This window comes from Porphyromonas sp. COT-290 OH860, assembly GCF_000768935.1.
Classification (GTDB): Bacteria; Bacteroidota; Bacteroidia; order Bacteroidales; family Porphyromonadaceae; genus Porphyromonas.
This window is the reverse complement of the sequence record NZ_JRAR01000053.1, coordinates 39,530-53,541: the sequence shown is the minus strand read 5'-3', so window position 1 is coordinate 53,541 and position 14,012 is coordinate 39,530. Positions and strand designations below refer to the sequence as shown.

The following is a 14,012-nucleotide window of genomic DNA, read 5'->3' as shown; positions in this document are numbered from 1 at the left end:
CGCTAACAATCTTTGATCTGATGAGCCTGAGCAATAGTAAGGAAATTGTGAATGTAACGCCAGCCCTCCTCCGTTATCATACTCTCTGGGTGGAACTGTAAGCCATAGATCGGTAGATCCTTGTGTCTAATGGCCATAATCTCCGTCCGCTCCTCGGTACATGTTGCGATTATTTCGAGAACCTCAGGAAGAGCTTGCTCCGAGGTAACCCAGCTATGGTACCTGCCGACTGCAGTGCCTTGCTCCAGCCCATGGAAGATCGGATCACCCATGTGCTTTAGTTGGCTCAGATGTCCATGTCTTGGGTGTACAATCTGCCTAAGTGAGCCAGAGAAGTGTAGCGTGAGCGCCTGATGACCAAGGCAGATCCCGAGCATGGCGTGCGTGCGCTCACATTGAGCGATGGCCTGCATCAGAAGAGGCAACTCGTCCGGAGTGCCGGGGCCGGGAGATAGCAGTAGGGCATCATACAGGTGCAACTTGTCGAGCGGTACAGCATCTACCGAGCAAATATCAAACTCAGCCAATGTCTGCTCTCGTAGGAGCTGAACTAGGTTGTAGACAAACGAATCGTGACAGTCGATGACGAGTATTCGTAGCATTAGGCTTGTCTAGGGCGAAGCTTGAGGTGAAACAATCCGTGTAGTAGGTCAGCCACAAGTATCGACCCCACGACAACGGCCAAGGCATAGGTATAGTCGCTACAGATATAGATGAGATCGCCCCGAAAGACTATAATCAGCACGCCATGCACAAGGTACAACTCATAAGAGATACGCGCCAAATAGGCCATTAGTTGTCTGATGCCTTGATCGATTTGAGCTCCAATGGAAGTCTTTGGCTCTCCGCTTTTACCCCCCTCTCGGTCTATCCACGCAGCGTATCCTAGACGGTTCATCAAAACGATCGCAACGACTGGGATAACTAGATAGGCAAGCGGGAGAAGATATTCGATATCGGCAACCACAAGCGAGGCGACGAAGAGCAAAGCTAGAGCCAGAGCCCACCAACGTTTGGCGTAGCGATAGATCTTGGACTCGTATTCGGCATACAAGCTCCCTGAGAAGAAAGCGAGTGTCGTTGCCCACCAAGCGCGCTCGTGTCCCTGTACTTGGCACCATATCACACCTACGACAGAGAGCAGAAGTAAGATGATAAGAGCGGGGGTACGGCGCCTCTGCAGATAGCGGAAGGCAAGCCAAAAACTGATGTAGAGCCACATCAAGACGAAAACAAACCAAGAGTTGGGCAGAGGTGTCCTTCCTTGCCAAACGAGCTGAGATAGCCATTGGGCGCTATACCCACTACCATAGAATATTTGGTAGACCCCAAACATCAGGGTGATGAAGAGCATCGGCTTAAATATCCCCCAGAGGCGTTTGCCTAGATGGCCAACGCCACGACCTGCTCGCACCGACTGCATCAGACCATAGCCCGATATGAAAAAGTATAGGGCGATGATACTCGTCCCGAACTTATTGGCTAGAGTAAAAAGGAGGGCAGGCTCGGCAGAGGTGTAGGAAAGATGAGAGAGCATAATGCCTACCTGCATCACTCCTCGAAGCGAATCGCTAACGCCTCTGGAGAATGTTTGCTGATGCATCTATCCTAGTCGTGGTCGAGGATCTCGGTGATTGGGCGACCGATGCAACCGCTTGGTAATTGAGTTTTGAGCATAAAGGCTAGAGTGGCTGCTATATCGGTAATCTGTACCTCACGATACAGATGACCAGCTTCTACACTATGCCCCATGAAGATGAGGGGGATATGCGTATCATATGGCGACCACACAGCGTGCGAGGTACCCTGAGCAGCCTTATCACCCCTGTGGCTGTACCACCCGGGGTGTAGGATGACGAAGATAGAACCGCTACGGTTATGGTTGTAACCATTGACAATACGAGTGCGTATGTCCTCTGGTAGAGAAGCCGAGCCTGCACGATCGGATTGCACGGCATAGGCAACCCCGGGCATATTGGCCAGCTCTCTGCAAATAGCATCGTAGAGCTTCTGTCGGTTGGCACCTAGCTCATCAATTTTGGCTTCGTCAAGGAATACCTGATAGTTGGCGATGTCAATGAAAACCTTGGTATCTGCTCCGAGCTGTGCTTGGCAAATTTCACTCACCTTTTGGCGAGCAATGTCCACTCTCCAAGCTCTCCCCGGAATTTTCTTGTCCTCTAAGAAAGTCAGATTGTGCGCTGCAGCATGGTCGGCAGTGAGGAAGAATAGATAGCCATCTTTACCATACCGCCCATCAAGGTAGTCGAAGAACTCCTTGAGCTCTTGGTCGAGTCGCAGATAGGTATCCTCGATCTCCACAGAATAGGTCGCATAGCGATGACCGATATAGTCGGTAGATGAGAGGCTAACAGCAAGGAAGTCTGTATCGCCGTCCTCACGAGTCCCGAGCTCTTCGCCCTCGATCGCTGCTTTTGCCATATCAAGCGTAAGAGTATTACCCATAGGAGTTGTGCGAATGACGCCCAAGCCAAACTCCTTCTCTAGCTTACGTGTATCTAGTGGTAGCGTCGCCTTGGCTACCTCCTTCCATGGCTGCTCAAAGTTGTTTTCATCTGCCACGCTCTCCACATAGGTACGTTTGTTGTGTAGTGGCTTCCAGCCGTCACGCAGATACTTCTTGGCTAGCTTACGGTTGTTGAAGCGCTCTACCCAGCGAGGGAGCTTATCCATATAATAAGTGCTCGTGATGAAGTTGCCACTCTGATCGTCGAACCAATAAGCTCCATCGGCCGAATGTCCTGCTGGTAGGATAGCTCCTCGATCCTTGAGGGCAACGCCGATTACTTTGCTACGGAAGTTTGTGGCAAGCTTGAGTTCGTCTGTAATAGTAGTGCTGAGCATATTGCGAGGCGACATCTGCCCACTCTTGCCTTCGTCTGCCCCTACAGTTCGCACCGCTTCGTCCTGAGTACAGTAGAGCGACTTACACTGGCTATAGAAGTTGTTACCTGCAATACCGTGAATGCTTGGCACACTACCTGTATAGACGGAGGCATGGCCGATAGCAGTAACCGAGGGGATATAGTTGATGCGCGTGTTGTGGCAATTGAAACCTTCGTTAAGTAGCCGCTTGAAGCCACCCTCTACGAAACGGTTATTGTAGCGATATAGGTAGTCCCAGCACATCTGATCTACCACCATGCCCACCACAATCGCTGGGCGATCGGGCTTATTGTGCTCTAGCTTCTTGCCTGCGAAGGCGGGTAGCGTAGCGGTCAGAATGGTCAATGCGATGAGCCAACTACGCGATTTGTTCGTCTTCATTGTCTTTAGTCGTGTTATAGTGAATTTACTTCTAATTGCTTAACCCTTACATAGCTCCAGTAGTGTCCAGCGGTTGCGGCTCGTCTGGCTGACGAAGCTCAACCCCAGAGTGCGGCCACGCTCGATGAGCAGAGGTACGTCCTCTTCGTAGAAACCGCTGAGGATGATCCTCGCACCAGAAGCCATAACCTCTGCGTATGCTGGTAGGTCTTGGAGCAAGATGTTACGAGTGATGTTGGCTAGTACCAGATCGTATGGGCCTCTTCCCTCTAGACTTGTCGCATCACCTTGTAGTGCTTCGTCAATATGAACGGCATTGAGGTTGGCATTCTCTAGAACGTTTTGATACGCCCATTCGTCTATATCTATGACCGTGAGGCTACGAGCCCCTTGCTTCAAGGCGAGAATACCTAGGATACCTGTACCACAGCCCATATCTAGCACACGCAGCCCCTCGATGTCGTGCTCGAGCAGATAGGCAATGATGAGCGAGGTCGTCTCGTGATTGCCCGTTCCGAACGCCATCTTGGGTTGTATGATGACTTCCGTACGGATAGACGGGTCTGATGCGTGAAACGGAGCACGGATCATACACAAGTTATCGCCTAGGACGATGGGCTGGAAGTAATGCTTTTCCCACTCTTCGTTCCAATTGACCTCGGGGATTATCTCCATTTCGTAATCAAATCGAATACCCTGCCAAGGCTGCTCTTCCAGAGCCGTGGCTATGCTGCTCTCGTCAATCAGTTCTGTAGGTATGTAGGCCTTGAGGCTGTTACCCTCGACCTCGAAGCTATCGAAACCTAGTTCGCCGAGCGAAGCGGCCAGCAAGTCGTACACGACTTCTAGATCCACCCCCTCGGCTGCGTTGGTCGCACGGAATGTATACCCTGTATATTGCATTGCTAATTGTCTGTGATTTAGTCTTTGTCCCCAAAGGTTTGCTCCAAGGCTATGGCCATGGCCTGAGCAGTACGCTCTAGATCGGCCTCGGTGTGTGCCATAGAGAGGAACATACACTCAAACTGCGAGGGCGGCAGATAGATACCCTGCTCCAGCATGCTGCGGAAGTAGCGAGCATACTGCTCCGTATTGGCCTCCTTGGCGTGGGCGTTGCTACGCACCTCACCAGAGTGGAAGAATAGCGTGGAGAGGGAGCCGACTCGGTTGTATGAGATATGACCTGTATATCGCTCTAGTAGTGGCTGGATAAGTGCTTCTAGATATGCTCCCTTGCGCTCCAGCTCGTCGTAGAAATTGGGGACCGAAAGTTCTTGGAGCATAGCGATGCCAGCCGATAGCGCTAGCGGATTGCCCGAGAGTGTACCAGCTTGATACACGGGGCCTAGTGGCGACAAGTAGTCCATGATGTCGGCTCGTCCGCCGAAAGCTCCTACTGGTAGTCCGCCACCAATAATCTTACCGAGGCAAGTCAAGTCGGGGTGAATCTGGTACAGCTGCTGAGCACCTCCCTTGGCCGCACGAAAGCCGCTAATGACTTCGTCGAAAATGAGCAAAACACCAGACTGCTCGGTGAGCAAACGTAGCTCGGCGAGGAAGCCTACCTCAGGGAGTATCAGCCCCATATTGCCCATAATAGGCTCGAGGATTACGGCAGCGACCTCGTCGGGATAGAGCTCCAGTAGGCGTCGCACGCTGGCAATATCATTGTATGTAGCGACTAACGTATTCTCAGCTGTCTGCTGGGTAACGCCTGCGCTACCCGCTTGTCCAAAGGTCGCTAGCCCAGAACCAGCTTGTATCAAGAAGCTATCGGCGTGGCCATGGTAGCACCCCTCAAACTTGATGATACGGCTACGCCCTGTAAATCCTCTCGCTAACCTAATCGCACTCATCGTAGCCTCGGTACCAGAATTGACCATGCGTACCTTCTCAATCGAGGGGAAGAAGCGACAGATGAGCTCTGCCATCTCTACCTCTCGCTCGTTACAAGCCCCATAGCTCGTCCCTCGCTCCAGCTCACCAGTAATGGCTGCTTGTATCTTGGGATTGGAGTGCCCGACGATCAGAGGCCCCCAAGAGCTGATGAAGTCGATGTATTCATTGCCGTCTACGTCCCATATATGGCTTCCTAGACCTCGCTCTATATATAATGGTGTAAGGCCAACCGAGCGAAAGGCTCTTACGGGGCTATTAACGCCACCGGGGATCACACGCTGAGCTCGCTCGAAGAGCTCCTGCGAACGCTTGATATGTTGCATCTTAATCCTTTAGATTAGTTCATCGCTAGTGCCACCCTAGTCTGAGCGCACTCACAGCTACAAAGATACCTAAAATCTAGGCTTCCTCCCGATTGACTTCCCCCTCCGATATAGAGGGATCGCATAGCTAGGCTCAAACGATTGGGCTGGCTATGCGATCTGTTGAGGGCATCTATCTCGTCGCACCGGTCAAGGACACTTGGCGAGGCAATAGATTCAATGGACTAGAGCTCTGGTGTGAGGCGAGAGGAGGCAGCTTGATAGCCCGAGATAAGCTCACGGAAGACATCTGCCACAGACTCCTCCTGCTGCGTGAGGGCTACGCTCTGCCCGATCTCTAGCATACCCTCTGTAAGATCTCCCTCGAAGATACCACGCTTGGCACGTCCCTTACCTTGTAGCTCTCGGAGCGCCTCTACTGTTGCGCCTGCGGCCTCGGCTCTAGCGACCTGCTCGTAGAAGTCGTTTTTGAGCAGACGTGTGGGACTAATAGCCTTGAGCGAAAGCATGGTACCGCCCTCGCCCGTGGCACGACACAGACGTTTGAACTCCTCGCTGGCAGAGCTCTCGGTCGTCATAGCGAAGCGTGTGCCGATCTGTACGCCATCTGCACCCAGAGCTAGGGCAGCCGCTACACTATCGCCATGTGAGATACCGCCAGCAGCCACGACTGGGATTGTAACAGCTCGTGCGACGGCAGGTATGAGGCACATGGTCGTCGTTTCGTCACGGCCATTGTGTCCGCCTGCCTCAAAGCCCTCGGCAATCACAGCATCTACACCAGCCTCTTGGCTCTTGAGGGCAAATTTGGTACTGGCCACCACATGTAGCACCTTACAGCCCGCAGCCTTGAGCTTAGCCGTGTAGGTCTTGGGGTTGCCGGCCGAGGTTACCACGACTGGCACCTGCTCCTCGATGATGATGTCGATGATCGCATCTAGCTCTGGGTAGAGCATGGGCACATTTACCCCGAAGGGCTTATCGGTGGCAGCCTTGCATTTGCGGATGTGCTCACGCAGGTTGTCTGGGTGCATGGAGCCAGCACCGATGAGGCCTAGTCCGCCCTCACGGCTCACGGCAGAGGCGAGCTTCCAGCCGCTACACCAGACCATCCCGCCAGAGATAATCGGATAGCGTATGCCAAGTAATTGGCAGAGTCTATTTGCCATAGTTGTATTTATCTAAGTTTAGTTTTTTTGATTGATTTCGTTGAGCTCTACAAGCTTATTCATTATGGCGTAGATCGTCAGACCGCTAGGGCTATGGATCTGTAGCTTCTTGGTGATGTTGCGTCGGTGTGTGATGACGGTGTGGGTAGAGAGGAAGAGCGCACTAGCGATCTCTTTGTTGGTCATACCCTTGACCACGCACACAACGATCTCGCGCTCTCGAGGTGTCAGGCTCTGCGAATCCAAAGAGGGTGTCCCCTGCGTCTCTTCCTCGACACGCACCAAGCGGTCGAATAGGTCTGCGATCTGCTGCACCGAGTCGGTGATGCGCAGGACGTCGTCATACTCACGCAGGAGCGTTTCGTCTGTAGTGCCATAGCTCAGAGCGACGAACTTGGCGACCTCTCTCTGAGCCGAGAAGTAAGTCTGTGGGCTAATACCAGAGAGTAGCGGATTGAGAATAAAAATATCTGCTGTGATCAGACCTATGGCTTCGCTCCAATCCCTACGAAAATCCTCTACCAGATGGAGCACCTGTACTTTGTAGCGTGCCAACTTCTTGAGTTGTGCCTCAAGTCCACTGCGTATAATGGGGCATGGCTCGGCGATGGCTACACGTATCGCTGTCGTCATAATGTCATGGTTTTACATCGGTTATTTGATCTGTGGCGATATGAGTCCGTCCTCTAGAGCCTCTATATAGGGTGTGAAGATGTTGTCTTCGATGAGGTTGTGAGCAGCTAGGTCTGCCTCGCTAGTAAAGATATCGTGCAGTACATTGTTGAGCTCGTATCCGCTGGGAGCAGGGTAGTACTTGATAAGCAAATTCTTGAGCTCGGTAATTTTCAGCTCAATCTGATCGTGACGCTTGCTAAACACCCTGATGCTGTAGCGACTATCACGCTCGCCTTGCGCCAACTTACGAGCATAGGGGAAGACCGTTTTGTCTTCGTAGTTCATGTGCTTGCGCACTTCCTCTACATATTCGTCGAAGAAATTGCGGATCGCCAAAGCCACCTCGTTTGGGCAATTGGAGAGAGCCGAGAGGAGTTGCTGACGTAGCAAAGGCAACCTGAAGTCGAGGAAGTAGGAGTGAGAGTTGGAGAGATAGCTCAGCAGGCTATGAATGTCGAGCGCAGAGAGCTGCTCCACACAAGGCTTCTCTTCGGGATGCACCGAGCTATTGAGCAGTAAGAGCAGGGTTGGTGCATCAACCTCGTGCTCCTCGCAGACCTGCCCAATCGTCTTCTCACCGAAACCCAGCGGGATCCCAAAGCGAGTAATGATGAGCAGAAGTGGGAAGTTGTCGCAGATGAGGTCGCTCATCTTCGTGTTTGCTCCGAAAGGTTTGGTTACAGCTTTCGCACTACCATATTTGTATAGATTCATATTTTGATAAGTTTGAATTTTGTCTTGAGCTATATTATTTGTTGTAATAACGAATGATTACAAATATAGTTCATTATCTCCTGCAGGGCAAATGGCACACTCATAGGATAATCAAAACCTTAGCACCGCTCTCCTTTTTTGACCTGATCTCATGCCTAGGCAGAGCATCATTGCAATAGGACAGCGCCGAATTAGGGTTACATAAATTTACACTTTCGATGCACATTTGCTCCTCTAGCAAGGGGTGTATCGCTAGAGAGGGCAAAAATCGGCAGACTGCGTATTTGCCTTCTAGAAGGCTCTACACGCCATCTAGCCTCATTGCGACTCCTTGGGCGCAGCAGCACGAAAACAACCGCCTTAAAAGCGACAAGTACAACAGGCTGATTACAAGAAATATAAACAAACACTGTAATCATTTGAATACACTTAAGGCTCACTTCTTGGCATTTCTTCCCATCAATCTCTGGAGATCAGTGGGCACATCTCGGAGCATTAACCCACCAATCTGAGCAGCTCTTCCCATCAATCCTCCAGAGAGACCCAACCAGTCTTCACAAATCACCTCTCCATTACTTCAAATCTCTTAGTAAATCCTTTACACTCCTTAACTAAAAAGTAGACGAACAAGCCTCTAAATCCGCTGTGCTGACCACGGCAACATTCTCCACTTTGTCGCCACTGCTAGGCAAGGCTAGTAACTTACAGCTTTACAGCCACCGACATTCCCACCAAGCAACGCCTAATTATCCTTGGTCATTGAGCAAAAAGATCTTAATCTCGCAGACATAATACCCTAGGATTTGCGACCCTAAGGAGGGGCGAGAAGCTCGCCTTGGAGGACACACCTCTCCTACTCCAGCGAGATGCGTGAATTGAAACCCATAATCTCGGTGGACGGACAACGTGCCGATGTCGTTGTATCCCGCTCACCACACCAATGAATTTTGGCACAGCCCACAGAGCACACTATCTTTGGCTTGTATTATCAAGCCAAAACATCAATGAAACGCAAGCCTCAACTACTCATCGCTGCTACATCGTCTGGATGTGGCAAGACTACTTTTACCCTAGGGCTGCTAAGGACTCTACGCAAACGTGGTCTATCCGTAGCGAGCTTCAAGTGTGGCCCCGACTACATAGACCCCAAATTTCATGCTCTAGCCTCTAGCCCATCACTCGAGGAGCTACACCTACACACAAGTATTAACCTAGATCAATATATGATGAGCTCGGAGCACCTTCAAGAGGTCTACACTCGACACAGCGAGGCAGCCGATGCGATGATTGTTGAGGGCGTCATGGGTCTATTCGACGGAGCGACACGTATGCAGGGCAGTAGCGCTAGCCTAGCCCAAACTCTAGACATACCTGTTGTCCTGCTGGTCAATGCCGCCTCATCGGCGTACTCCGTGGGAGCACTCATCTATGGCTTCGCACACTGGAAACCTGATGTGCAGATCGCAGGTGTTATCTTCAACCGTGTCGCCTCCGAGAGCCACTATCGCTTCCTCGTCGAGGCAGCAGAGGACGCCGGCGTCCCCTCCCTCGGCTATATCCCACGCACCCAACTCCTAGATGTTCCCTCACGACACCTAGGACTCTCGCTCTCGGAGCTTGAGCGCCTAGACGAGCTACCCGAGAGTATCGCTACACTCATCGAGCAGCACGTCGAGGTAGATAGACTACTGGAGCTATGTCTGCGCCCTACTCCACAGCAACCAATCGCCACCTCCCAAGAGTCTACAAAGGGCAACCTGCGTATCGCAGTGGCTCGTGACGAGGCCTTCAACTTCATCTATCAGGAAAATATCCTCGCGCTAGAGCGCTTGGGAGAGATAAGCTACTTTAGCCCAATCCGAGATAGAGCCCTACCAGCGACAGACTTGGTATATCTACCGGGAGGATACCCCGAGTTTTACTTAGAGCAACTATCGGCCAATGCAGCCATGCGAGAGCAGATATACAACTATGCTCTAGGGGGAGGCAAGGTACTCGCCGAGTGTGGTGGCATGATGTACCTCTGCCGTACCATCATCGACGAGGCTGGCACAAACTACCCGATGTGTGGGGTACTAGACAATGAGGCAACGATGGAGGAGATGAAGCTCAGCCTAGGCTATCGTAGTGTGCACACAGCAGGGCTGACGCTCCGAGGGCATGAGTTCCACTACTCCAAACTCAAGCACACTGGCTCCGAAGACAACATAGCCCAGCAGCACAATGCCAGAGGCATAGATGTACCGACTGCTATGTATCGCAAGGGAAACGTGATCGCAGGCTACACACACCTGTACTGGGCCGAGCAAAATATCCTAGATCTGTGGTCGGCTCAGGACAACGAAGGAGCGAATGCCTAACCGAATAAATAAGATTAGCATGATATATTGTGAGAGATTTTGTATATATTTGCTAATGCTTGCTTTAGAGCGAGGTACGCTGTTAGATAAAAAAATAGTTACTTTGCAGCTCAGTTGGCAAAACAAGGACCGGTGAACTTAGTAATCGATCAAGGCAATACGATCTGCAAAGTAGCAGTTTATATAGAGGACGAGCTACGCTCTGTGCGTACCTTACCTCGCTTCTGTGAGCAAACCTTTGATGAGCTCATGGAGGAGTTTCCCTCTATATCCTCAGCTATCTACAGCTCTGTAGGCGAGCAGGACGATCGGGCAATGGCGTTGCTCACATCTCGCATACCAACAGTGGTAGAGTTGGGCGCAGACTCGCTTGTCCCCATTGAGGTTCACTACGACCGCTCTCGCCTAGGGAGCGACAGACTGGCTGCCGCTGTGGGAGCGTGCGCTCTGACCGGTGGTACGGGCGAGCATTTGGCTATCGATGCTGGCACGGCTATCACATACGAACGTATCGGGGCATCTGGGTGCTATCTCGGAGGTAACATATCACCGGGGCTGCATGCTCGTCTTAGGGCAATGCACGAGTTTACCAATCGGCTACCTCTAGTAGAGGAGGTACAGAGGAGTGAAGGCTTCGGGCAGGACACCGTGTCGGCTATGGAGTGCGGAGCTCTGCTAGGGCTTCTCTACGAGATAGAGGGGTATATATCAGCTCTCAGGGAGCAGCACCCCGAGGGTCGGGTATTCCTTACGGGAGGAGATGCCGACCTGCTGGGACAGAAGCTCAAGAGCGAACTGGAGATCGTACCAGACCTAGTTCTGTACGGTCTAAACTACATATTGGAGTATAACAAACATGCTAAAGAAAATAATCACCTCTAGAGGCTCTGCGTGTGCTCGGGCTCTAGCCCTGCTACTGAGTTTAGGCATGGCTGGTGAGGCTCTGCAAGCTCAGAGCAACAACGACCGCTCGCCCTATAGCCGCTTTGGCTATGGAACGCTTGGGCAGTCTACCACCGCTGGTGCTCGGGCTCTAGGAGGGCTAGGGATAGGGCTCTGCGATCCGATGATTACCAACCCGCTCAACCCAGCCTCATATACGGCCGTAGACTCTATGACCTTCTTGATGGATCTAGGGGTGTCACTACGCACCTCTATCCTCTCCGAGGGCAAAGAGAGCGACAGCAAAACACTAGGCAACCTCGAGTATGTGACGATGATCTTCCCGATGGGTAAGCGTATGGCACTGAGTGCTGGTATGATGCCCCTAGGGACTACGGGCTATAGCTTCGGCAATACGACAAGTCTAGGAGGCGACCGCAACGAGCGAGAATCACTGCGTACCTACCAAGGCACTGGCAACTACAACAATCTCTACCTCGGTCTGGGGGCTCGCCCACTCAAGCACTTCTCCGTCGGGGTCAATGGGGCAATCGTCTTTGGGCATACGACCCACACAAGGCAGGTGACCTACTTCTCCTCTGGCGCATATAATAGTGTACACAGCGAAGAGCTAGCCCTCAGAGGCCTCAAGCTTGACGCAGGGGCTCAATACGAGTTTAGACTCGACTCACTCGACCAATACAGCCACAGCCTAGTGGTGGGTGCTATCTTTTCGCCCAAGGTTAGTTTCTCCTCCGAGAGGACTCGTATTCACCGTCTCCTCAGCTCCAGCGGTAGTGGAGAGTTGATGAGTAGCGACACCATTAAGAATCGCCCCTATTCGCTCCCCTTGACGATGGGACTTGGGCTGACCTACCGCATCGCCAATAAACTTATGGTTGGTTCCGATGTCCAATATAGTAGGTGGTCAGAGGCACAGTTCGACGACCCCAAAGCTCAATTCCAAGATCAATGGCGCATAGCCGTCGGGGCGGAGTGGACACCCAACTATAGAGCACGTAGTCCTTTCCAGAGGGCGAGGTATCGCTTCGGGCTCAACGCAAGCAACTCATATATGCAGGTTCCCACATCTGCGGGGCAGTTCGCTGGCTACTACGACCTCGGCGCTACAGCAGGTATAGGGCTACCATTGGTAGATCGCAGGTCGATGCTCAACATAAGCCTAGACTACAAGCACCTGATACCCAAGGTGAGTGGTATGATACGTGAGCATTATCTAGGACTTAACCTAGGTATTAGCTTCAACGAGGGCTGGTTCCGCAAGGCACGTGTCGATTAAGAGAGTAGAAGTAATGTTATTTTAGGTATAAAAACGAAGAACAAATGAAACTGAACAAATCTCTCCTGAGCCTAGCAGCTATGCTTATGGCTACGTCTGCAATGGCTCAGACAGGGGTGGCTACAGGCACACCCTTTGGCTCTGGACAGGATAGTATCCGTTGTCGTCAGAACCTAAGTCTATTCAGTGGCTATGCCAAGGCTGGTAGCTTCCAAGATGCCTACGAGCCATGGAAGCAAGCATACGCTGAGTGCCCGGGCTCTAGCAAAAACATCTATATATATGGCGCTCGCATCCTCAAATGGAAGATCGAGCAGGAGAAAGATGCAGCCAAACGTGACGAACTCGTAGGGCAACTCCTAAAGATGTACGACACACGTGCCAAATACTTCGGTGACGACCAGAAGTATGGTCTAGACGTAATCATGGGTAATAAGATCCACGACTACGTAACGCTCCAAGGCGACAAGGTAGACTATGCTCAGGTCTACGAGTGGGCTAAGCCTGCCGTGGAGAAGTATGCAGAGAGCGCTACACCACAGCTCCTCTACTACTATGTATTCTCCTCTCGTGCCGTAGCCCAGAAGGACGAGGCCAAGCACGAAACCTACATCAACGACTATCTGCTTGCCTCGGAGTATATGGACAAGCAACTCGAGGCTGCCGCAGGCGACGAAAAGATGACAAGCCGCATCGAGCTCTACAAAAAGCCAATGGACGAGAACTTCGCCAGCAGTGGTCTGGCAGGTTGCGACATCTTGACGAAGATCTACACCCTAGAGAAGGTAGATGCCAACAAAGACAATAAGCCCTTCCTCAAGCAGACTTGCGCCCTCTTCGGTAGCACACCCGACTGCGATGCTCCTGCCTACTATCAGGCTAGCCGCTATCTCTTCGCTCTAGAGCCATCATCTGGCGCTGCAATGGGCTTAGCAGGCAAGGCTATCCGTGACAAGAACTACAGCGAGGCAAACTCTTATCTGCAAAAAGCTATTGAGCTGGCAGACAAGGCTAGCGACAAGGTGAAGTGCTACGAAGTGCTTGCCGACCTAGCTATGGTACAAGGGAACTATGGTGCTGCTCGTACACATAGCAACAATGCCCTTGCCCTCAACCCCAAGAGCGGTCGCTCGCTGATCAAGATTGCACAGATTATCGGCTCGTCTGCCGACAACATCTTCCCAGACGACAAGGTGAAGCAACGTGCCGTTTACTTCCTAGTCATCGATAAGCTACGTGCTGCTGCCGCTGCCGATCCTAGAGTATCGAGCGAAGCTAACCGTCTGATCGGTATATATAGCAAATCCCTACCCTCTGCTGCCGATATCTTTATGCACCCAGAGCTAGGTCAGGGCAAGAGCTTCACGGTACCCGGCTACGGTACTACGACCATTCGCTAATC

General features: G+C 51.9%; 12 protein-coding genes. 4 read left to right on the top strand and 8 right to left on the bottom strand.

Annotated features, from left to right (window positions below):
- Positions 1–2: 2 nt before the first annotated feature.
- The 8 genes from HQ41_RS05530 to HQ41_RS05495 all read right to left on the bottom strand — a co-directional run bounded on the left by HQ41_RS05530 (position 3) and on the right by HQ41_RS05495 (position 8,068).
- Positions 3–602 carry an aminodeoxychorismate/anthranilate synthase component II gene (locus HQ41_RS05530; RefSeq protein ID WP_044189019.1) on the bottom strand — a complete coding sequence of 200 codons (600 nt, stop codon included), beginning with the start codon at positions 600–602 and terminating at the stop codon, positions 3–5.
- A complete protein-coding gene (locus HQ41_RS05525) occupies positions 602–1,603 on the bottom strand; it encodes an acyltransferase (protein WP_081964770.1) in 1,002 nt (333 codons plus the stop codon). Before HQ41_RS05525 ends, HQ41_RS05530 begins: the two co-directional genes overlap by 1 nt.
- Before the next feature lie 5 nt (positions 1,604–1,608).
- A complete protein-coding gene (gene pafA / locus HQ41_RS05520; protein WP_044189015.1) occupies positions 1,609–3,288 on the bottom strand; it encodes an alkaline phosphatase PafA in 1,680 nt (559 codons plus the stop codon).
- 39 nt (positions 3,289–3,327) lie between these two features.
- Positions 3,328–4,191, bottom strand: a complete 864-nt coding sequence (gene prmA / locus HQ41_RS05515) for a 50S ribosomal protein L11 methyltransferase (protein WP_044189013.1) — start codon at positions 4,189–4,191, stop codon at positions 3,328–3,330.
- 17 nt (positions 4,192–4,208) lie between these two features.
- Positions 4,209–5,510, bottom strand: a complete 1,302-nt coding sequence (gene hemL / locus HQ41_RS05510; protein WP_044189011.1) for a glutamate-1-semialdehyde 2,1-aminomutase — start codon at positions 5,508–5,510, stop codon at positions 4,209–4,211.
- Between the two features lie 224 nt (positions 5,511–5,734).
- The gene (locus HQ41_RS05505) at positions 5,735–6,679 is read right to left on the bottom strand and encodes a nitronate monooxygenase family protein (protein ID WP_044189009.1); all 945 of its coding nucleotides are present in this window, start codon (positions 6,677–6,679) and stop codon (positions 5,735–5,737) included.
- Positions 6,680–6,697: 18 nt separating this feature from the next.
- The gene (locus HQ41_RS05500; RefSeq protein ID WP_044189007.1) at positions 6,698–7,312 is read right to left on the bottom strand and encodes a response regulator transcription factor; all 615 of its coding nucleotides are present in this window, start codon (positions 7,310–7,312) and stop codon (positions 6,698–6,700) included.
- 21 nt (positions 7,313–7,333) lie between these two features.
- Complete coding sequence (locus tag HQ41_RS05495; RefSeq protein WP_044189004.1) at positions 7,334–8,068, bottom strand: hemerythrin domain-containing protein; 735 nt, start codon at positions 8,066–8,068, stop codon at positions 7,334–7,336.
- Between the two features lie 1,004 nt (positions 8,069–9,072).
- On the opposite strand from HQ41_RS05495, the gene HQ41_RS05490 reads away from it, so the two are divergent.
- The 4 genes from HQ41_RS05490 (at position 9,073) to HQ41_RS05475 (ending at position 14,010) form a co-directional block, all read left to right on the top strand.
- Positions 9,073–10,428 (top strand): cobyrinate a,c-diamide synthase, encoded by a 1,356-nt coding sequence (locus HQ41_RS05490; protein WP_044189172.1) that lies wholly within the window; start codon positions 9,073–9,075, stop codon positions 10,426–10,428.
- 132 nt (positions 10,429–10,560) lie between these two features.
- Positions 10,561–11,310, top strand: a complete 750-nt coding sequence (locus tag HQ41_RS05485) for a type III pantothenate kinase (protein WP_044189000.1) — start codon at positions 10,561–10,563, stop codon at positions 11,308–11,310.
- Positions 11,285–12,610: a hypothetical protein gene (locus HQ41_RS05480; protein WP_044188998.1), complete on the top strand. Its 1,326-nt coding sequence runs from the start codon at positions 11,285–11,287 to the stop codon at positions 12,608–12,610. Before HQ41_RS05485 ends, HQ41_RS05480 begins: the two co-directional genes overlap by 26 nt.
- Before the next feature lie 44 nt (positions 12,611–12,654).
- Positions 12,655–14,010, top strand: a complete 1,356-nt coding sequence (locus HQ41_RS05475) for a lipopolysaccharide assembly protein LapB (protein WP_044188997.1) — start codon at positions 12,655–12,657, stop codon at positions 14,008–14,010.
- Positions 14,011–14,012 lie beyond the last annotated feature (2 nt).

What these genes read in the sequence shown, in the direction of transcription:
- HQ41_RS05530 (WP_044189019.1), bottom strand. Translation starts at nt 602, where the DNA reads ATGCTACGAATACTCGTCATCGACTGTCACGATTCGTTTGTCTACAAC.
- HQ41_RS05525 (WP_081964770.1), bottom strand. Translation starts at nt 1,603, where the DNA reads ATGCATCAGCAAACATTCTCCAGAGGCGTTAGCGATTCGCTTCGAGGA.
- pafA (WP_044189015.1), bottom strand. Translation starts at nt 3,288, where the DNA reads ATGAAGACGAACAAATCGCGTAGTTGGCTCATCGCATTGACCATTCTG.
- prmA (WP_044189013.1), bottom strand. Translation starts at nt 4,191, where the DNA reads ATGCAATATACAGGGTATACATTCCGTGCGACCAACGCAGCCGAGGGG.
- hemL (WP_044189011.1), bottom strand. Translation starts at nt 5,510, where the DNA reads ATGCAACATATCAAGCGTTCGCAGGAGCTCTTCGAGCGAGCTCAGCGT.
- HQ41_RS05505 (WP_044189009.1), bottom strand. Translation starts at nt 6,679, where the DNA reads ATGGCAAATAGACTCTGCCAATTACTTGGCATACGCTATCCGATTATC.
- HQ41_RS05500 (WP_044189007.1), bottom strand. Translation starts at nt 7,312, where the DNA reads ATGACGACAGCGATACGTGTAGCCATCGCCGAGCCATGCCCCATTATA.
- HQ41_RS05495 (WP_044189004.1), bottom strand. Translation starts at nt 8,068, where the DNA reads ATGAATCTATACAAATATGGTAGTGCGAAAGCTGTAACCAAACCTTTC.
- HQ41_RS05490 (WP_044189172.1), top strand. Translation starts at nt 9,073, where the DNA reads ATGAAACGCAAGCCTCAACTACTCATCGCTGCTACATCGTCTGGATGT.
- HQ41_RS05480 (WP_044188998.1), top strand. Translation starts at nt 11,285, where the DNA reads ATGCTAAAGAAAATAATCACCTCTAGAGGCTCTGCGTGTGCTCGGGCT.
- HQ41_RS05475 (WP_044188997.1), top strand. Translation starts at nt 12,655, where the DNA reads ATGAAACTGAACAAATCTCTCCTGAGCCTAGCAGCTATGCTTATGGCT.